This is a genomic window from uncultured Ruthenibacterium sp. (genome assembly GCF_963558415.1).
GTDB lineage: Bacteria > Bacillota > Clostridia > Oscillospirales > Ruminococcaceae > Ruthenibacterium.
Map to the genome: position 1 here is coordinate 55214 of NZ_CAUWGY010000003.1, position 19919 is coordinate 75132.

At 48.7% G+C, this 19919-nt stretch carries 22 protein-coding genes; 14 read left to right on the forward strand and 8 right to left on the reverse strand.

What is annotated here, in order from left to right:
* Positions 1-101: 101 nt before the first annotated feature.
* The 7 genes from larE to AB5H98_RS01160 all read left to right on the forward strand — a co-directional run bounded on the left by larE (position 102) and on the right by AB5H98_RS01160 (position 7221).
* The gene (larE, locus tag AB5H98_RS01130; RefSeq protein WP_367924068.1) at positions 102-863 is read left to right on the forward strand and encodes an ATP-dependent sacrificial sulfur transferase LarE; all 762 of its coding nucleotides are present in this window, start codon (positions 102-104) and stop codon (positions 861-863) included.
* Positions 864-867: 4 nt separating this feature from the next.
* Positions 868-1626: a nickel pincer cofactor biosynthesis protein LarB gene (larB, locus tag AB5H98_RS01135; protein ID WP_367924069.1), complete on the forward strand. Its 759-nt coding sequence runs from the start codon at positions 868-870 to the stop codon at positions 1624-1626.
* Positions 1623-2846 (forward strand): nickel pincer cofactor biosynthesis protein LarC, encoded by a 1224-nt coding sequence (gene larC / locus AB5H98_RS01140; protein ID WP_367924070.1) that lies wholly within the window; start codon positions 1623-1625, stop codon positions 2844-2846. The genes larB and larC overlap by 4 nt, the downstream gene beginning before the upstream one ends.
* Before the next feature lie 241 nt (positions 2847-3087).
* Positions 3088-4821, forward strand: coding sequence for an ABC transporter ATP-binding protein/permease (locus tag AB5H98_RS01145; RefSeq protein WP_367924091.1), 1734 nt, complete (start codon positions 3088-3090; stop codon positions 4819-4821).
* On the forward strand, positions 4818-6473 hold the full coding sequence (gene cydC, locus AB5H98_RS01150) for a thiol reductant ABC exporter subunit CydC (RefSeq protein WP_367924071.1): 1656 nt from the start codon (positions 4818-4820) through the stop codon (positions 6471-6473). The genes AB5H98_RS01145 and cydC overlap by 4 nt, the downstream gene beginning before the upstream one ends.
* The gene (locus AB5H98_RS01155; RefSeq protein ID WP_367924072.1) at positions 6473-6874 is read left to right on the forward strand and encodes a YbaN family protein; all 402 of its coding nucleotides are present in this window, start codon (positions 6473-6475) and stop codon (positions 6872-6874) included. The genes cydC and AB5H98_RS01155 overlap by 1 nt, the downstream gene beginning before the upstream one ends.
* Positions 6871-7221 carry a nitrous oxide-stimulated promoter family protein gene (locus AB5H98_RS01160; RefSeq protein WP_367924073.1) on the forward strand — a complete coding sequence of 117 codons (351 nt, stop codon included), beginning with the start codon at positions 6871-6873 and terminating at the stop codon, positions 7219-7221. The genes AB5H98_RS01155 and AB5H98_RS01160 overlap by 4 nt, the downstream gene beginning before the upstream one ends.
* A gap of 10 nt (positions 7222-7231) precedes the next feature.
* Here AB5H98_RS01160 and AB5H98_RS01165 read toward each other — a convergent pair whose 3' ends face one another.
* Complete coding sequence (locus AB5H98_RS01165) at positions 7232-8047, reverse strand: VanW family protein (RefSeq protein WP_367924074.1); 816 nt, start codon at positions 8045-8047, stop codon at positions 7232-7234.
* 105 nt (positions 8048-8152) lie between these two features.
* Between AB5H98_RS01165 and AB5H98_RS01170 the strand changes: the two genes are divergently transcribed.
* Both AB5H98_RS01170 and AB5H98_RS01175 read left to right on the forward strand, forming a co-directional pair.
* A complete protein-coding gene (locus AB5H98_RS01170; protein WP_367924075.1) occupies positions 8153-9094 on the forward strand; it encodes a ketopantoate reductase family protein in 942 nt (313 codons plus the stop codon).
* Positions 9095-9119: 25 nt separating this feature from the next.
* The gene (locus tag AB5H98_RS01175) at positions 9120-9971 is read left to right on the forward strand and encodes a hypothetical protein (RefSeq protein ID WP_367924076.1); all 852 of its coding nucleotides are present in this window, start codon (positions 9120-9122) and stop codon (positions 9969-9971) included.
* A 44-nt stretch (positions 9972-10015) separates the two neighbouring features.
* Here the strand turns inward: AB5H98_RS01175 and AB5H98_RS01180 are convergent, their stop codons facing one another.
* The 5 genes from AB5H98_RS01180 to AB5H98_RS01200 are packed head-to-tail and all read right to left on the reverse strand — an operon-like array spanning position 10016 to position 15004.
* Complete coding sequence (locus tag AB5H98_RS01180; RefSeq protein WP_367924077.1) at positions 10016-11764, reverse strand: NADH-dependent [FeFe] hydrogenase, group A6; 1749 nt, start codon at positions 11762-11764, stop codon at positions 10016-10018.
* Between the two features lie 14 nt (positions 11765-11778).
* Positions 11779-13569 carry an NADH-quinone oxidoreductase subunit NuoF gene (gene nuoF / locus AB5H98_RS01185; RefSeq protein WP_367924078.1) on the reverse strand — a complete coding sequence of 597 codons (1791 nt, stop codon included), beginning with the start codon at positions 13567-13569 and terminating at the stop codon, positions 11779-11781.
* A gap of 19 nt (positions 13570-13588) precedes the next feature.
* Entirely contained in the window at positions 13589-13960 is a 372-nt protein-coding gene (locus AB5H98_RS01190; RefSeq protein ID WP_367924079.1) for a ferredoxin, read from the reverse strand.
* A complete protein-coding gene (locus AB5H98_RS01195; RefSeq protein ID WP_367924080.1) occupies positions 13957-14514 on the reverse strand; it encodes an ATP-binding protein in 558 nt (185 codons plus the stop codon). The genes AB5H98_RS01190 and AB5H98_RS01195 overlap by 4 nt, the downstream gene beginning before the upstream one ends.
* A 1-nt stretch (position 14515) precedes the next feature.
* Positions 14516-15004 (reverse strand): NAD(P)H-dependent oxidoreductase subunit E, encoded by a 489-nt coding sequence (locus AB5H98_RS01200; RefSeq protein WP_367924081.1) that lies wholly within the window; start codon positions 15002-15004, stop codon positions 14516-14518.
* Positions 15005-15233: 229 nt separating this feature from the next.
* Here AB5H98_RS01200 and AB5H98_RS01205 point away from each other — a divergent pair, with 229 nt between their 5' ends.
* The 5 genes from AB5H98_RS01205 to AB5H98_RS01225 are packed head-to-tail and all read left to right on the forward strand — an operon-like array spanning position 15234 to position 18355.
* Entirely contained in the window at positions 15234-15581 is a 348-nt protein-coding gene (locus AB5H98_RS01205) for a DRTGG domain-containing protein (RefSeq protein ID WP_367924082.1), read from the forward strand.
* Positions 15582-16004 (forward strand): ATP-binding protein, encoded by a 423-nt coding sequence (locus tag AB5H98_RS01210; protein ID WP_367924083.1) that lies wholly within the window; start codon positions 15582-15584, stop codon positions 16002-16004.
* A 32-nt stretch (positions 16005-16036) separates the two neighbouring features.
* Positions 16037-17314 (forward strand): [Fe-Fe] hydrogenase large subunit C-terminal domain-containing protein, encoded by a 1278-nt coding sequence (locus tag AB5H98_RS01215; RefSeq protein ID WP_367924084.1) that lies wholly within the window; start codon positions 16037-16039, stop codon positions 17312-17314.
* Position 17315: 1 nt separating this feature from the next.
* On the forward strand, positions 17316-17660 hold the full coding sequence (locus AB5H98_RS01220; RefSeq protein ID WP_367924085.1) for a hypothetical protein: 345 nt from the start codon (positions 17316-17318) through the stop codon (positions 17658-17660).
* The gene (locus tag AB5H98_RS01225) at positions 17657-18355 is read left to right on the forward strand and encodes a PHP domain-containing protein (protein ID WP_367924086.1); all 699 of its coding nucleotides are present in this window, start codon (positions 17657-17659) and stop codon (positions 18353-18355) included. The genes AB5H98_RS01220 and AB5H98_RS01225 overlap by 4 nt, the downstream gene beginning before the upstream one ends.
* 35 nt (positions 18356-18390) lie before the next feature.
* Here the strand turns inward: AB5H98_RS01225 and AB5H98_RS01230 are convergent, their stop codons facing one another.
* Together AB5H98_RS01230 and AB5H98_RS01235 are read right to left on the reverse strand one after the other, a co-directional pair.
* Complete coding sequence (locus AB5H98_RS01230; RefSeq protein WP_367924087.1) at positions 18391-19107, reverse strand: ThiF family adenylyltransferase; 717 nt, start codon at positions 19105-19107, stop codon at positions 18391-18393.
* Between the two features lie 21 nt (positions 19108-19128).
* A complete protein-coding gene (locus AB5H98_RS01235) occupies positions 19129-19758 on the reverse strand; it encodes a DedA family protein (RefSeq protein WP_367924092.1) in 630 nt (209 codons plus the stop codon).
* Positions 19759-19919: the final 161 nt, after the last annotated feature.

Below are 19919 nucleotides of genomic sequence, written 5' to 3' on the forward strand. Positions count from 1 at the left end.
CTGAGTGCAGAAACGCCAGGAAGGCGTTCCAATGAAAGCGAGTTCATGAAGGACTTATTCCTGCGAAACGGGGATAAGTCTCTTTTTTTAAGGAGAACTACATGTGTCAGACACTTCCCACCGCTCTGCGGAACTTTTTTGAGCAGCATCCACGGGCTGCTTTGGCTTTTTCAGGAGGAGCAGACAGCGCCTACCTTCTTTATGCCGCCCGAGAATGTGGATGCCAATTAAAAGCCTATTTGGTATATACCCCTTTTCAACCTGCTTTTGAAGTAGAAGATGCAGTTCGCCTGGCCCGTGAACTGGGTGTGGAATTGCAAATACTAAAGCTGGACATTCTTCGGCAAAAAGAAATTCAAAAAAATCCGACAGATCGATGTTATCATTGTAAAAAGGCATTGTTTACCCATCTGTGCGAAGCGGCGCGGAAGGACGGATATGACCTGATACTGGACGGAACCAATGCATCGGATGATGTGAACGACCGGCCCGGTATGCGTGCATTGATGGAGTTGGGAGTTGTTTCTCCTCTGCGCCTTTGCAAGGTAACCAAAGATGCGCTTCGACAATTCTCAAAACAGGCAGGATTGTTCACTTGGAATAAACCAGCTTATGCATGTCTGGCCACACGCATCCCAGAGGGGGTTCCCATCACGGCGCAAGCATTGCAAAACATTGAACAAACCGAAGGGAAAATACACGCTTTAGGGTTTTCGGATTTCCGTGTCCGAATGACTCGTGACGGTGGGGCAAGATTGCAAATTCACGCTTCTCAATGGACAAAAGCCGCATCTATGCGAGAAGAACTTTGTGATGCATTGGCGGGCTTTTCTTGGGCCTGTCTTGATTTTAAAACGAGGTGAAAACATGGAACAGCGAACAGTGCGCGATCTGTTGGCCGCGGTGGCGCAAGGGGAAATAACTCCGGAACAGGCTGAGACCCAACTGCGGATTCAGCCTTTTATAGATCTAGGTTACGCCAAACTGGATACCCAGCGAAAAAGACGGCAAGGCACATCTGAAGTGATTTATGGAAAAAGCAAAACCCCGGCTCAGATTTGTGGCATTGTGACCGAAATGTTGCATCGAGGTGAACAAGATATTCTTGTAACGCATCTTTCGGCTCTGGCCGCCGAACAGGTACGTGCTCTGGCCCCTTTGGATTGGGACGAGCTATCTGAACTTGGAATCGTCAATCCAAATCCCAACCGCCCTGCCAGGGGGAATATTGTGGTGGCCTCGGGTGGCACCAGCGATATGCCTGTTTGTGAAGAGGCCGCCCGAACCGCCGAGGCCCTAGGCAACCGGGTGACACGCTTATACGATGTGGGAGTCGCCGGATTGCACCGACTGATGGCTAACTTGGATGTATTGGCGCAAGCCCGGGTCGTAATTGCTGTGGCGGGAATGGAAGGAGCTCTTGCCAGTGTGGTGGGTGGTCTTGTGTCTTGTCCTGTAATTGCCGTACCGACCAGTGTGGGATATGGCGCCAATTTTGGCGGACTATCCGCTCTCTTATCAATGCTTAATTCCTGTGCCAGCGGCGTCAGTGTAGTTAATATTGACAATGGGTTTGGCGCAGGATTTCTGGCCAGCCGCATCAATCAAATGGAGGGACTTGTATGAAAACGCTATATCTGGAATGTTCCATGGGCGTAGCGGGAGATATGTTGATGGCCGCTTTGTACGAATTGTGTACTGAGCAACAAAAACAAGAGTTTTTGGCTCAAATGCGCAATCTTGGTCTTCCGGGAGTAGAAATTTCACCTCAGGTCGCCAGCAGTGGCGGCATAGCAGGCACTCATATGCAGGTCACTGTATGCGGTCACGAAGAGGACGACGTGCACAAAGCACATCATACCGGACACGCGCAAGATGCCCATCATCACCCCCACACCCACCGTACTCCTGCAGATGTGCAAACAATTGTAGAGCAACTGACCCTTCCCCACAAAGTGCGCACAAATGCCTTGCAAGTATACAAAGCAATCGCTCAGGCCGAAGCACACGTACACGGAGTTTCTGTAGCCGACATTCATTTTCATGAAGTAGGTACGCTGGACGCGATTGCCGATGTGGTGGGTGTTTGCCTTTTGATCGATATGCTGGGTGCCGATGAGGTAATTGCCTCTCCCATTCACGTAGGACGTGGGCAAGTTCGGTGTGCTCACGGCGTTCTTCCGGTTCCCGCTCCTGCTACCGCTTACCTTCTTCAGGGGGTTCCTATTTATTCTGCCGACGTAGATGGCGAGTTATGCACTCCTACAGGGGCCGCGCTGGTGCGCCATTTTGCCAAACAATTTTGTTCCATGCCGTATATGACAGTAGACGGAATCGGCTATGGGCTGGGGACTCGGGTGTTCTCTCGTCCCAGTTGCGTGCGTGCTTTTCTAGGTGAAAATGCGAAAAGCGGCAACACCGTTACCGAGCTTCAATGCAATTTGGATGATATGACGGGAGAGTCATTGGCTTACGCAGTGGAACAACTTCTTCGCGCTGGCGCAAAGGATGTATTTACTACTCCCGTCTACATGAAAAAAGGCAGACCCGGAGTTCTTTTGACTTGTGTGTGCGAGGAAACAGAGGCCGAACACTTTGCACAACTAATTTTGCAGCACACCACCACTTTGGGCGTGCGCGAGCATGTATGCCACAGATATTGTATGGAAAGGGAATGTATTTCTCTTGATACAAAGCTTGGAACCGTACACTGCAAACATTCGCATGGATATAACATCGAACGAATAAAGCCCGAATATGAAGATTTGGCCGCTATTGCGCGTGAGACCGGACTTTCATTGGAACAAGTTCAGGCCGTAGTACAGCGCGCTCTTATAAAAACTTAAAGTATATTTTTATTATAAAATTACTATTAGTTAATTTTAAAGTGGGGCGCTTTTTAGCGCTCCGCTTTTCTAATTCTATCATTCATGTTTGTATGAAAGCATTTCCTCTTGACTTTTATGAACGAATGGGGTATCCTTTTTATGGTTAGCCTACGCTAACAAAAAACGGGGATGTTCCCCGTTTTTCTTTGGCCATACGGTTAGCTTACGCTAACAACCTACAAAGGAGTTTTCACAAATGATGATGGACAAACGGCTGATTCGTACAGTTGGCGAATCAAAAAAATACATTGCGGCCAATGTGGGATTGCAGTGGATTGCTCTTTTGGCAAATATCGCTTTGAGCTTTTCTATAAGCGTCACCATTCAATATCTCATCGAGGGAAAACAGGTACAATGGCCTTCTCTTGTATTGATTTCACTTACCGCACTGCTGGCACGAGTAGTATGCACCATTGGCGCAGGACGCATGAGTTATCAATCTAGCCGGACTGTAAAACAAGTGCTACGCCGCCGTATTTTTGAGAAGCTTTTGCGTCTTGGCGCAGGGTATGACCGCCAGGTTCCGAGCAGCGAAGTCGTTCAGGTAACCGTGGAGGGTGTAGATCAGCTTGAAACTTATTTTGGCGCATATCTTCCACAATTTTTTTATAGCCTGCTTGCCCCGCTTACATTGTTTGTTGTTTTGAGCCAGGTCAGTCTTTCCACCGCGGCAATTCTCTTTGTATGTGTCCCATTGATTCCAATTGCGATTGCCGCAGTGCAGACACTGGCTAAAAAGCTTTTGCGCAAATATTGGGGAGAGTATACGGCCCTGGGAGATACCTTTTTGGAAAACCTACAAGGTTTGACCACCCTTAAGATTTACAATGCGGATGCTTATCAAAATGAAAAAATGAACCAAGAGGCCGAACGTTTTCGAAAAATAACGATGCGTGTACTGACCATGCAATTAAATTCTATTACAATTATGGATCTAGTCGCTTATGGCGGTGCTGCACTTGGCATTGTAACTGCTATCTTACAAGTGCAGTCTCACCACATCGGACTGGCGGGAGGACTGGCCATTGTGCTTCTCAGCGCAGAATTTTTTCTGCCAATGCGTCAGCTTGGCTCTTTTTTCCATATTGCAATGAACGGCATGGCCGCCAGTGAAAAAATTTTTCATCTTCTCGATTTGCCTGAGCCTCCACCCGCTGTTCAAAGTATTCCAAAAGTTCCAAACGATGTGATTTTCGAAAATGTACATTTTTCTTATGACGAAGATCGTGAAATCCTGCACGGAACAAACCTTGTGCTTTTTGCCGGACAGCTTACAGCGCTCGTTGGCAGCTCTGGCTCCGGGAAATCCACATTAGCAACTCTGCTGGCCGGACGCGTCAAAAACTATTCTGGAAAGATAACCATTGGCGGAAAGGAACTTTCAAAAATAAATGACGGCAGTCTTGTCGATTATGTAACTTATATTGGTCACAATAGTTATCTTTTTAAGGGCACCGTCCGCGAGAACCTTCTCATGGGCAATCCTCATGCTGAAGAAAGCCAACTTTGGCAGGCATTGGAGCAGACCCGTTTGGATCAATTTGTAAAAATTAACGGTGGACTGGATATGGCATTGTCAGAACGCGGAGCCAATCTTTCTGGCGGACAACGGCAGCGTCTTGCCTTGGCACGAGCTCTTTTGCACGACACCCCTGTTTACATTTTTGACGAAGCCACCAGCAACATTGATGTGGAAAGCGAAAATGCCATTTGGGAAACAATCCATCGGTTGGCCGGTGCCAAAACCGTGCTTGTAATCTCTCATCGATTGGCCAATGTGGTTGAAGCAGACACCATCTATGTATTACAAAATGGTACCATCGTGGAAAGCGGCTCACATGATTCTCTCTTGAAAAAAAATGGAACATACTGTGTTCTTTGGAACAGTCAGAAAGAGCTGGAAGAGTTTGACAGAAAGGAGGATGCCGTATGAAACGCACTCGCCTTCAAATCATGTTGCGTTTGATTGGACTGGTACGCCCACTGAGTGGATTTATGGTTCTGGCGGTTGTGTTGGGTATACTGGGATTTCTCTGTGCCATTTTTCTACCAGTTGTGGGAAGTTTCGGAATAATGGGGGCAGCGGGAATTCCCGTATCTCTCAGTATCCGTACCTGTTTTATCATTCTTGCCTTATGCGCAGTGCTGCGCGGCGTTCTCCGTTATGGGGAACAGGCTTGCAACCATTACATTGCTTTTAAACTTTTGGCCTTGATCCGCGACCGGGTCTTTCGTTCCCTTCGGAAATTGTGTCCTGCCAAACTGGAAGGCCGTGACCGGGGCGATTTAATTTCTCTAATTACCTCAGACATTGAACTTTTAGAAGTTTTTTATGCCCACACAATTTCGCCCGCTCTAATCGCCGCGGCCGTTAGCCTTTTCATGACAATTTTTATTGGTTCTTTTCATCCCATTTTAGGTGGAATCGCATTTACCGGCTACATTGTGATTGGTATTTTCATTCCTATGATAGTTTCCAAACAAAGCGGCAATATCGGAATGGTTCTTCGCACCCGTGCAGGTGAATTGTCAAGCTACGTTTTAGAAAGCTTGCGCGGACTTGTGGAGATTATTCAATATGGAACTGGCCAGAACCGTATAAACGGCATGGTACATCGCACCAACGAGTGGAGCGACGCACAGCGCCAACAGAGCGATTTTACCAGCCGCAGCAGTGCTTTGACCGGTGTAGTAATTCTGTTATTTGATTTGACCATGCTTGCTGCGGCAGCAGCATTACACCAATCTGGTACAATCGATTCGATTGGACTAACTCTTTCAGTTGTTTGCATGATGAGCTCTTTTGGCCCGGTAATCGCTTTGGCAAATTTGGGAACTACTCTTCAGAGCACACTGGCTGCCGGAGATCGGGTATTGGATCTTTTAGAAGAACAGCCGCAAGTGGAACAAGTGCATGGACGTGATGGCTGTACCTTTAACGGTGCAACAGGGCGTCAAATCACCTTCTCCTATGGAAAGGAAACAATTCTTGATCATGTATCTCTGTCCATACCTCAAAACACAATCGTCGGAATCACCGGACGCAGCGGATCCGGAAAATCCACATTGCTGAAACTCTTGATGCGCTTTTGGGACACTTCGGGTGGTCAGGTCCTTATTTCCGAACGTCCCATTCAAAATATAAACACGTCCGATTTGCGCGCCATGGAAAGTTTTGTGGAGCAAGACACCCATTTGTTCCACGACAGCATCGAAAACAACATTCGTCTTGCAAAGCTCGATGCAACACACGAAGAAATTGTAAATGCATGTCAAAAAGCCGCCTTGCACGAATTCATTCTGTCTCTTCCTCACGGTTATGCAACACCCGTAGGAGAACTGGGAGATACCCTTTCTGGCGGAGAAAAACAGCGTATTGGATTAGCGCGTGCCTTTCTTCACGATGCTCCGCTTATTCTTTTGGATGAACCAACCAGTAATTTGGATAGTCTAAACGAGGCATCGATCCTGCGTTCTTTGAACAATGAGCGAAAAGGGAAGACCATTGTTTTAGTGTCGCATCGTGCATCCACGATGCGAATCGCCGACAAAGTATACTCTGTTGAAAAAGGAAGGATAAGTTGATGAAAACAAAAAAAGTTTTGTATCTTACCCTTGGCTGGTTTTGTCTTGCGCTTGGTACTCTGGGAGTCGCCATTCCTCTACTGCCTACCGTTCCATTCTATCTGGCCACAGTATTTTGCTTTTCCCGTGGCTCTCAACGAATGCACGATTGGTTTCTCACAACCAAACTGTATCAAAATTTTGTCATTCCCTTTCGAGAGAAAAACGGAATGCCTTTTAAAAATAAAATCACCATTATGCTGACTGTGACCCTTTTACTTGGATTCGGCTTTTGGATGATGGATGCAGTGCCTGTTGGACGAGCAGTGCTGGCATTCATTTGGGTGGGACATTTATACATCATCTTCTTTCGGGTACGCACCTTGCCGCGTACGCTTTCTGGAATGGAGAAGGTAGAATGAGCCATCGAAATGTTCAATGCAAACGTCAGCGAGAAAAAGAGATCGTACATCAAATGATTGTTTTATACTGTCGCAAACAACATCACTGCGGGCACACTCTCTGCCCCGATTGTGCAGCACTGGATATTTATGCGCAACAACGGAGTGACCACTGTCCGTTTATGGCCGAAAAAACATTTTGCTCCAATTGCAAAGTACACTGCTATAACCGAGAAATGCGCCAAAAAATACGTGATGTAATGCGTTTTTCCGGTCCTCGAATGCTGTTTCATCACCCAATTATGGCTATCCGACATATTTTTGAAAGCAGACGCGAAAAACAACGAATAAAAAAAGAGGAGGAATAATTCCTCCTCTTTATTTTTTTGTATCTAAAAAAGGGGCATACATTGTCAGCGCATGATTTTCGGTCACATATTCTTCCCACTCTTTTCCGGTGGTCAAATCATGACATCGACGCCATAGCTCATTGTTTCGTGAAAAACCGCCCCAATACTCGCGCACAAAGCGGTGTTCTTTTTCTACGATTTCGTATTCTACGCGCACAGGTGCTGTGCAACGCCATTCGCCCTCCAAATTTTCGCTGCCTACCTTGACTCGAAGCTGCCATGTATCCATAGTATCATTTCGCACCATTAAATCCCGATAGGGATACACACAAGTGGCTCCTGAGCCAAACGGTTGCGTCCGGTTTGAATCGGGGAAAACATCGTAAGAATGTCGATATCGTTCGGTTACGGTGAGAGGGGTATGCAACGTCATCCAGTAAATCAGATTCGATAATTGGCAAAGACCGCCGCCTACACTCGGTCCAAAAGTTCCGCAGTACAGCACAATGCCATCCTTATAACCTTTACGCCGTGTAGGATGTCCAATACATTTCCAATAACTAAAGGTCTCGCCGGGTTTCAATAAAAGGCCATCCAACTTCGAACAGGCCAGTTTTAAATTGACGATCTTATTGTATTGATACTGCATATCTACATCCTTAAGTTTGCGTAAAAGAGGCGTATGATGCGATGCCACTTTCCATGCAAGAAACTTATCATCGTACTCATGCGCAAAGGACAAGCCGCCTGTATACCAATAAATATAACGTTTTAACGTATAAAAGTATGTCCCAGCAAACCGTCGCAAAGCACTTCTTCGTTTGGGCCGTAGCTCGTTGTTCATAGCATCCCCCCTTTTTTCATATTATCACACACGAACACTCCAACACAAGCATTGATTGGGAAAGCATGCCGCTGTATAATGATAACCAGAATGGAGGAAACCTTTATGCAGGATTTGAAGATTGCCGTTCTGGGAATTGGCGGCGTGGGTGGATACTTAGCCGGCATGCTGGCTCACACTTATTCCAATGTATCTTTTGTAGCTCGTGGTTCACGCAAAGCTGCGCTGGAAGAGAAGGGGTTGATTCTTCATAGCGAATGCAATGGAGAAATCGTTGCCCATCCCGCTCGTGTAGTTGAAACCGCGGATCAGTTGGAAGCGTTGGACTATCTTTTTATTTGTGTAAAAAATTACTCTTTGGAGCAAGCCTGTCAAACGCTTGGTGCCAGTGTGGACGATCATACCGTCATTATTCCGGTCATGAATGGCGTGGACCCGGCCGAGCGGACACGCGGCTACGTAAAACATGGAATTGTCCTTGAGTCGCTGATTTATACCGTAGCCTTTTCAAATCCCGATTTCTCTGTGACCCAACAGGGGAATTTTACAACTGTAAAACTTGGGATTTCTGGGGCTACCCCTGCTCAACAAGCCATTGTAGAACGCACCCGTGACATGATGGTTCATGCGGGAATCGATGCGCAGGCATGTGCAGACATTCAGGCCGAAATATGGCGAAAGTACATGCTGAACTGCGCTTATAATGTACTGACGGCAGCATATAACCGCACCATCGGAGAACTTCGGGATGATCCGGTTACACGCCAAGAATACTATGACCTTTTAATGGAAACTTGTCACGTAGCGCAGGCCATGGGCGTGAATTTGCCTGAAGAAGTTGCGCAAGAAGAATTTGACCGTTTTCTGCATAAGTTAAAATCGGATGCCACCAGTTCTCTTCAGAGAGATTTGCATCCGATGGACGGAAAACCCCGCAAAGAAAATGAATTGGATACCTTCAGCGGATATCTGGTGCGCCAGGCACATCGTCTGGGCATTCCCGTTCCACTGTCTGAGCGATATGACAAAATGCTTCGTTTGATGTAATTTGTTGAGCCGAGGAGGTATGGACATGAAACAACGTCTAACCGCTTTTTTCCTGCTGTTCGCTGTTTTTTTTGCCCTCCCGCTGGCTGTTTATGCAGACGCGGGGCCTAAGCCATCCGTACAGATTACCTTTTCATCTTTGCCCAATGAGCCTTGTTACGCCACACTTCTATCAGAAAGAGCTTCCACCGGACCATCCTCAGCTTGGGACGGTACGATGGCTCATGCTAGGTATGAGGAGGGTGAAGAAGAAATTTGGAAAGCCTTTGTAGACTACCAAGATCCGGATGGATTTTACTTTTTGCAGGAAATCTGGGACTGCACCGAAACCGGGCGATTGGACTGGACATATTATCCTCCGAACTCTTTCAAAATTCTATTGTACTTTCCTCAGAGCGGACAGTTCTGGACAAGTCCGATATATGAACGGTATGCCTTTGACAGCTATTTCACAGTGGATTTGACACAGGTAGAAAATGGGATTTTTACCGCTGAAAAACATTATGATTTTACTTGGGAACTCATTTCAATGGCAGCACGCATGGTGTTGACATTGGTGGTGGAGTTGGCGGTTGCCCTCGTTTTTGGTTACCGGAACCGTCACCAATTACGCATCATCTTTCTAGTCAATGTAGCCACGCAGATCGGCCTGAATCTTTTAATTAACCTGGCCAACTGGAAATCAGGGGCTTTTGCATTTATACTGGCATATCTTGGCCTGGAACTTATCGTATTTGCAATAGAAGCAGTTCTCTATGTCTATTTCCTCTCCCCTGATAAATCCAAAAAAAGAGCGGTACTTTACGCTTTGGTTGCCAATGTTTTATCGTTTTGGATTGGGATGCGTGTCAGCATGTGGATTCCTGACATTGCGTAAAGAATAAAAAAGGCGCGGGTTTCTACCCGCGCCTTTTTTACTTTTTAGAACAATTTTTCCCGTTTCACATAACTTGTGTGCAGGATGTGATGAGCTTTCTCACCACCAGGCTCGCCCAGATAGTCCGCATAGACTTTCTTGAGCAGCGAATTCTCATGACTCTTTCTCACTGCCTTGGCCGCATCCTCGTCGTACAAAGCCTTGGCACGCAAGCCACGCAAATCCACAAAGTTCCGTACACTGGCAGGCTGCGTAGGCTGTCCACCACCGTTGACACATCCACCCGGACATGCCATGAACTCAATAAAGTCATAATGCTTTTCGCCGGATTTGACCGCCTTCAAAACCTGGTCGCAATTGGACAGACCTGAAGCCACACATACATTCAACTTCAAACCGCCTACTTCATAGGTCGCTTCCTTGATGCCAGCCGTACCGCGAACCTCTTTGTAATCCACGGCCGGAGCGCTCTCGCCAGTGACCAATTCCACCGCCGTGCGCAAAGCTGCTTCCATCACGCCGCCGGTGGCACCGAAGATGACCGAAGCACCCGTGCTTTCGCCCAAAGCCGGATCAAAATCTTCGTCGGGCAACTGCTGGAATTGAATACCTGCCCGCTGAATCATACGGCCCAGCTCGCGGGTCGTGATGGAGATATCCACATCGGGGATTCCGTCGCCCGCAGCGGACATATCGTCCCGTCCAATCTCAAATTTCTTGGCCGTGCAGGGCATGACAGATACGCACACAATGTCATGGGGATCCAGGCCCATTTTCTGCGCATAATATGTTTTGGTCAGTGCGCCAAACATCTGCTGAGGCGATTTACAACTGGACAAATTGGGGATCATATCCGGATAATAAGTTTCACAGAACTTAACCCAACCCGGGCTGCAACTGGTAATCAGGGGCAACGCGCCTCCGTTTTTGACCCGGTGCACAAACTCCGTAGCTTCCTCCATAATTGTGAAGTCAGCAGCGGTATCAGTATCAAATACACCATCAAAACCAAGACGACGCAGCGCGGCTACCATTTTGCCTTCCACATTGGTGCCAATGGGCATTCCAAAGCATTCGCCCAACGTAGCACGCACACTGGGGGCAGGCTGAACTACCACATGCTTATTCGGATCATGCAAGGCTTCCCATACTTTATCGGTGTCATCTTTCTCTGTCAGCGCGCCAGTGGGACACACAGTGATGCACTGTCCGCAAGATACGCAGGGACTTTCCCCCAACGGTGCCTCAAAGGCACATGCAATATGTGTAGCAAAGCCACGCTCTGTGGGACCAATCACGCCCACCGCCTGATTTGCTTTACACGCTGCCACACAGCGGCGGCACAAAATGCACTTGTTGTTATCACGAATCATGTGTGGCGCACTATCGTCAATGTCATAATGCTCTTGACTACCGGTAAAACGGCGTCCGTCCACACCATAATCACGACATAATTTTTGCAATTCACAATCAGTAGACCGCACACAAGACAAACAGTTCTGATCGTGAGTGGAAAGGAGCAACTCCAGGTTGGTCCGGCGGGATGCCATGACCTTCTCGGAATTTGTAACAATTTCCATTCCTTCATTGACCGGATACACGCAAGCTGTAACCAGGCTTCGAGCTCCTTTGACCTCTACGACACAGATACGGCAAGCTCCGATCTCATTGATCTCTTTCAAATAACACAGAGTTGGAATTTCGATTCCCACACTGTGAGCGGCTTCCAGGATGGTGGAGCCGGCGGCGACCTCATAGGATACGCCGTTGATTTTGATATTCACTGTTTCCATGTTGGCTCCCTCCCTTAACCTTTGCTAATAGCGCCGAATTTGCATTTTTCCATGCAGGCGCCGCACTTCACGCACTTAGACACGTCAATGGTATGCGGCTGACGGACTGTGCCGGTAATGGCACCAGCCGGACACGAACGAGCGCACAAAGTACAGCCTTTGCACTTGACGGGGTCGATTTTGTAATTGAGCAGTGCCTTACAAACACCTGCCGGGCAGCGCTTGTTCACAATATGCTCTACATACTCGTCGCGGAAGTAGCGCAAGGTTGAAAGAACCGGGTTGGGAGCCGTCTGGCCCAGGCCGCACAGGCTGTTTGCCTTAATGAATTGGGCCAATTCATCGATTTTTTCCAAATCTTCCATGGTCCCGTTTCCATCGGTGATCTTATTCAGCAACTCCAATAGACGTTTTGTACCCACACGGCAAGGTGTACACTTGCCGCAACTCTCGTCCACAGTGAACTCCAAGAAGAACTTGGCAATGTCCACCATACAGGTATCCTCATCCATGACGATCAATCCGCCGGATCCCATCATAGAACCGATGGCAATCAGGTTGTCATAGTCGATGGGTGTATCGATCAAACTGGCAGGAATGCATCCGCCCGAAGGACCACCCGTCTGGGCAGCTTTGAACTTTTTGCCGTTCGGGATGCCACCGCCGATCTCCTCGACAATGGTACGCAGAGTGGTACCCATTGGGATCTCCACAAGTCCTGTATTCTTGATTTTGCCGCCCAGCGCGAACACCTTGGTTCCCTTACTCTTCTCAGTACCCATAGAAGCGAACCAATCGGCGCCTTTCAAAATAATTTGAGGCACATTGGCATAGGTCTCTACATTGTTGAGAATCGTGGGTTTTCCAAACAAGCCCTTGACCGCAGGGAACGGAGGACGGGGCCGAGGTTCGCCACGCTTGCCTTCAATACTGGTCATCAAAGCGGTTTCCTCGCCGCATACAAAGGCTCCAGCGCCCAATTTTACATCCAAATCAAAATGGAAGCCCGTTCCGAAAATGTCGTCTCCCAACAGTCCGTATTCACGCGCCTGGGCAATGGCTACCTGCAACCGATGCACGGCGATGGGGTACTCGGCGCGCACGTAAATGTAGCCCTGACTGGCACCAATGGCATAAGCTGCAATCGCCATAGCTTCGATAACCACATGCGGGTCACCTTCCAAAATAGAGCGATCCATAAAAGCACCGGGGTCACCCTCATCGGCATTGCAGCACACATATTTTTGGTCAGCCTTATTCCCAGCCGCAAATTTCCATTTTAATCCCGTGGGGAAACCTGCACCGCCACGCCCGCGCAGGCCGGAATCCAACATAGTCTGAATGACCTGCTCCGGGGTCATTTCTGTCAGCACTTTTCCCAAAGCCGCATAACCGTCAAAAGCGATGTACTCGTCGATATTTTCCGGATTGATCACACCGCAGTTGCGCAAGGCCACGCGCAGTTGCTTTTTGTAAAACGCAGTCTCATCCAAGCTTTTGATGGAATTGTCTTCCGCTACTGTCTCGTCATAGAGCAAACGTGTCACCGGACGTCCCTTTAAGAGGTGTTCGTCCACGATTTCCTTGACATTCTCCTCCTTGACCATGCTGTAAAAGCTGCCTTCGGGATAAATGACTACAATCGGGCCCAGTGCACAAAGGCCAAAGCAACCTGTGCGAATCACTTTGACTTCGTTTTCCAGCCCAGTGGCCAAAATCTCATTTTCAAAAGCCGCAGCGATCTTGTCGCTGTTAGAAGATGTGCAGCCTGTGCCGCCGCACACCATTACATGACTTCTGTACATGTGTATCGCTCCCCCTCTCTCAGCGTGTGGCCGCACCGATGGTGTATTCCATCACGGGCTTTCCGCCGATCAAATGCTCGGCCACCACACGGGAAACCTTCTCGGGGGTCATTTTTACATAAGTAACTTTGTCGGTACCGGGTGTGGTCACTTCCACAATCGGCTCATATTGACATAAACCGATACAACCGGTCTGTGTCACGAGAACGCCTGTCAATTCGCGACGCGCGATCTCATCAGTAAAAGCATTTAAAACCGGCCGAGCTCCGGCGGCAATACCGCAGGTGGCCATGCCCACCACCACACGGGTGGTGTCGTGTGCCGCTTCACGGGTGTTGACCGTTTGCTTCATCCGGTCGCGAATGGCGGCAAGCTCCTGTAAACTTTTCATAATAAACTGCTCCTTTGTAAAATTGGGCGTGTGTTTTCATCGATGTACTCGCGCACCCACTGAGCCACAGCCGGCTCAGAAAAAGGCACTTCACCTAAAATCTGACGCATCTGCCGCGTATCTGTCACAAACTCTTGCTGACCCGCGCGCACTGTATAAACAAAATCAATTTGAGGGGAACACTGAATCAATCCTGCTATAGTAGCTGCCATATCGCCCAGAGGAGCACGATCAATATGTGCAATTCCAAACGAAGCACATACCGTCGTCCCCTTTCCAGGAGAAGACTCGATCTTCAGCCACCCGCCTGTCAACTCAGCCGCCATCTTCAGAAGTGGAAGCCCTAACCCAACCTTGCGGGTGGTGCGGCTTGTATAAAAAGGATCTGTTACGCGTGCGACCGTGTCTGCATCCATGCCCTTTCCGTTGTCTTCAATCGTCAGGGTCATCCGGTCGTTTTTTGCATCTGCCTCCAAAGTAATTTGTATCAGCGTCGCGCCCGCCGCAACGGAATTTTCCGCCACGTCCAGCACATGCATAGATAATTCTTGCATCTTAGTATTTGGCCAAAATGCTGTCCAGCTCGTCTCCGGTCAGACGACCATATACATCGTCATTAATCGTCATAACCGGCGCCAAACCACAAGCGCCAATGCACCGACATGCATCCAGACTAAATTTTCCGTCCGCCGTACACTCACCGCCTGTGATGCCCAATTTCTGCTGCAAGGCCTCGTAAATTTTGCCCGAACCTTTTACATAGCAGGCAGTTCCCAGGCACACGCTGATTTTATATTCTCCCTTGGGGCAAAGGCTAAACTGGGAATAAAATGTGGAAATCCCATAAATTTCCGCCAGAGGTCTGTCGAGCGCATCTGCCACAATACGCTGAACCTCGATGGGAAGATAGCCGTAGATTTCCTGAGCTTTTTGCAGTGCGGGCATAGCCACACCCGGCATCGCCTTGTGCTCTTCGAGCCAGGAACGCAACTGTGCTTCCTGCTCTTTGGTGCCTTTGAAAGGCACAGTGGAAAAGCGCCTCATAAAAACTTCCTCCTGATTAAAAATGCGCAAAGCGGGCCATTACCCGCGTATACGAATAACATTATATCATACAGTTTGTTAAAAAACCGTCAATTTTCGTGCAAAAAATTTCGTCAATAAGTAGAATTTTCAGGTTCAAAACTATGCAACCCGCTCATGTGCTTTTTGCCCTTCTTGCTTTATAATGAAAAGTAAGAAAGCCCCACACTCTATGGAAGGAGCGAAGGACATGACCATCTCTCAAATTCTGGAAACTTTGAATGCTCAGCTCTTGACGCCCAATGCGGACTGCGAACGAGAAGTTCATACCGCCTGCGGAAGCGATATGATGAGCGATGTTTTGGCTTATGTAAAAGACCAAGCGGTCCTTTTGACCGGTTTAAACAACCCTCAGGTCGTTCGTACCGCAGACATGATGGATATGGTCTGTATCGTCTTCGTGCGGGGCAAACGTCCAGACCAAGCACTTCTCTCTCTGGCACAAACACGTGGCATCGCTGTCATGGCGACGGATCTGACCATGTTCACCGCCTGCGGGCTTCTTTACGCCAAGGGTCTTCGTGGGGGGGTGGACTGAATGGAGGCGATTCGTCTGCATTATACAGTGCCCGGAGACGACTTTACACGAGCAGGTGAAGCCAGCGCCGATTTGAAGTCCGTTTTAAAAAAACTGGGTGTTTCTCCCACTACTGTTCGCAAGGTATCCATCGCACTATACGAGGGAGAGATCAATCTTGCTATCCACGCGGGTGGCGGTGACATTGACGTAGAAATCACCGATGACGCTGTACATATGTGTCTATCCGACCAGGGACCTGGAATAGCAGATCTTTCACTTGCCATGAGCGAAGGTTATTCCACTGCTCCGGACGAGGTAAGAAGTCTCGGTTTCGGTGCGGGCATGGGACTGCCTAATATGAAAAAATATTCCGATGAATTTGACATACAATCCGCTGTCGGTGTAGGCACTACCGTAACGATGGCGGTCTGTCTGACCTGACATATCTTATACCCGAGGAAGGAGGCGCGATCATGGACCATGCGTCGGTTCACTCTGTCACTTTGAACCGCGAACTTTGTAAGGGGTGCATCAATTGCATCAAGCGCTGTCCCACCGAGGCCATCCGAGTACGGGATGGAAAAGCAACGATTATCTCTGAGCGATGCGTGGACTGTGGTGAGTGTATCCGCATTTGCCCTCATCATGCAAAGCGTGCAGTGTCCGACCCGCTTTCGGTACTGGATCAATTTACTTATAAAATTGCGCTTCCGCCACCCAGTCTATACGTACAGTTCAACAATCTGGATGAGCAGGATATCGTATTGGCAGGGCTGCTGCATCTTGGATTTTACAGTGTGTTTGAAGTAGCGCGTGCCGCTGAATTAATCAGTGAAGCTACCCGCAGATTGATACAGACCAGCGACCTGCCACGCCCGGTGATCTCTTCTGCGTGTCCGGCCGTAACGCGGCTTATCTGCGTGAGATTTCCGCAGTTGATGGATCACATTCTCCCTCTAATTTCCCCTATGGAGCTGGCTGCACGCATGGCCAAGGAAGAGGCTATGCGAAAAACCGGACTGATGGCTACGGAGATTGGCTGTATTTTTATTACTCCCTGCCCGGCCAAAGTCTCAGCCATCCATGCGCCTATTGGTTCGGGGGAAAGTGCAGTGGATGCGGCGATTGCGGTAAAAGATATTTACCCACCTTTGCTCAGTGCCATGAAACAGGTTGGGCAAGTGGACTATCTTGCAGAAGCCGGCCGCATCGGCTTAGGCTGGGGAGAAAGCGGTGGAGAAGCGGCTGCTTTGATGTCCACGGAACGCTATCTTGCAGCCGATGGCATCGAAAATATTATTCGCGTTCTCAGCGATCTGGAAGATGAAAAATATCCGGATCTTGATTTTGTAGAATTGAACGCCTGTGCCGGCGGATGTGTGGGCGGTGTCCTTCAGGTGGAAAACCCCTACATTGCCAAGGCGAAAATGAAACATCTGCGCCGAACGATGCCTGTAAGTCTCAATCATATCACGGATGATTTGGCTCAGCTTGTCCACTGGGATCAAAATGTACGATACAACCCTGTAATGGAACTGGGCGAAACAAGGACCGAACGCTTTCAACGTTATGCGCGAATGGAAGAGATTACCGCCATGCTTCCGGGACTTGACTGCGGTTCCTGCGGGGCCCCGACCTGTGCATCCCTGGCGGAAGACGTGGTACGTGGTCATGCAGACGTAAATGATTGCACTGTACTGATGCGCCGCCGCATGGAAGCAGTGCTTCGTGCCTTGGGAAAGGATGAATAACATGACGAACAAAGAGCTTTGTGATGCATGCGGTTTCGCATCTGCTGCCGGAGAAAGCGACCGAGAAGTACAAGGCATTTTCACCGGCGATCTTCTTTCCTGGGCCATGGGGCGCGCAGGAGAGGGAAACGCTTGGTTCACGGTAATGGGAAATGTGAACACGGTAGCCGTAGCCGCTTTGGCGGATTGTGCCTGTGTCATTTTATGTCATGGCGCGCAATGGGATCAAAATGCCCTTGAAAAAGCAAAACAACAAAATGTTTCATTGTACACCACTGATTTACCTGAGTTTGAAGCTTCCTTTTTAGCTGCACATCAACTGGGGCTTACGCCCCCTTCTCCGTGAGTGCACTACGCGCGGATCTTCACATTCACACCTGTTTGTCACCCTGTGCAGACGATGACCTCACTCCGGCTACCGCTGCGGGGCTTGCCAAACTAGCTGGCGCCGATTTGATTGCAATTACTGACCACAACAGTGCGCGCAATCTTCCGGCTGCGCAAATCGCTTGCGAAGCCTACGGTCTTCGCCTTCTACCAGGTATAGAGGCAAACACGTGTGAAGAGATTCATCTTTTATGTTATTTTGGAAAAGTGGAGACTGCGCTTTCCTTTTCTGAAAAGCTCAATGCATTCTTACCATCCTTTCCCTACGATTCATCCGTTTGGGGGAGGCAGCTCGTCATGGATGAAAACGATTGTGTCCTCGACCAGATTCCCAAACTCTTAACCGGTGCACTGACATTGTCTTTGGCTGAGACAGCCGCTCTATGCCGGGCCATGGGCGGCATTCCGGTTCCCGCCCATGCGGATGCCGATAGTTATTCTCTTTTTTCTGTATTGGGCGGCTGGCCAATGGATGTGGATTTTGATCTAATGGAAGCCAAAGATCCAGAAAAAGTTTCTTGTTTGATTGAAAAGGGCTTTTTCCCTGCAGGAAAGCCATTGCTTTTTTCTTCGGATGCTCATTGTATGCAGAACGTGGCCTGTCGGATGTGTGAATTGGAAGAAACTTCGCCGCTTTATCAGCTTATAAAATAATATTTAAGGCCGTGCTTTGAAAGCACGGCCTTTTTTTATCGCACACCCGTTAAATCCTTGATGACTTCTCCTGCCAAAATCATTCCTGCCACGCCAGGTACAAAACTGACACTGCCAGGAGCCGGCCGACCTGCTGTACCTTTTGTCTCCCCATTTGTCAGCGGCACGCGAGCCGGTTCGGTACTGTAGACGACCTTTAAATGATGCACACCACGTTTACGCAATTCATGACGCATCACGCGAGCCAACGGATCTCCGCTGGTTTTAAACAAATCGGTCACTTGAAATTTCGTGGGATCCAATTTGTTTCCACAGCCCATAGCGCTGATCACCGGAACATCCGCCGCATTCGCACGACAAATCAACTCCAGTTTGGCGCTGACCGTATCAATTGCATCCACAATATAGTCGTACTCGTCCAGCGGATACTCACACGCATTTTCCGGAAGATAAAAAACCGGATTTACTTTCACTTGGGTCTGAGGACGAATGCTTTCTATTCGCTTTGCCATCACATCCACTTTTTTATGCCCGATTACATCCCGTGTAGCCACCAGTTGCCGATTTAGGTTGGTAACATTGACTTCATCACTGTCAAACAAAGTAATCTTTCCAATGCCGCCACGAGCCAGTGCCTCTGCGGCATGGCCTCCTACACCACCCACACCAAATACAGCCACATGACATTGGGCCAATTTCTCCATGGCTGGCCAGCCTAATAGCAAAGCGCTGCGCGCCGACATTTCTTCCATAAATTCTCCCGCCTTTCGGGTTTATTGTACCCCGGACGGGCGGTCGCAGTCAATTCTCCGTTTTCGCGTCTTTCTCCAAACAACAGCACCGATAGCGGCTGCCGCTAAAAACCATTTGACTCCATCGGACACCTGCGCCAATGCACCTGTAATCATCGGCCAATTTTCTCCTGCCAGAGCGCCCAATCCTACCAGCAAAATATTCCACAGCAAACTACCTGTTGTTGTCAAAAACAAAAAAGGCAAAAAACGCATTCCCGCCATTCCGGCCGGAATAGAAATCAAACTGCGCAAAATGGGGATACACCGGCAATAAAACACACTTGGCCAGCCATGATCCGAAAACCAATCAGCCGCTTTTTGCACGTCCTCCTGTTCCAACTTCAAGCGTCTTGCAACTGGGCCGGATAAAAGCGCGTTCAGCCGCACAGGAGAAAGAAGTTTTCCCAGCCCGTATAGCACAATCGCTCCAGCTACGCTTCCACCTGTAGCCGCCACAATCACCTCCGGAACAGTCATAGACGTACAGCTTGTCAAAAAACCGGCAAAGGTCAAAATCACTTCACTCGGAATCGGCGGGAACAAATTTTCTACCGCGATCAGCAGAAAAACACCCCAACTTCCGAATTCTCCCAGAATTTCTAACACCATTGCCTGCACAAAAATCCCCCCTTGGCCCATTTTTATGCACAGGAAGGAGCTTTCATGCAAAAAGAAATGCACGCCTAGAGCGTGCATTTCTTTTTATTTCTGCAAAATCTTTTTGGCCGTCGGAGTTTGCTCTGTCAAAGGCAAAGGCGCCTCAAAAATAA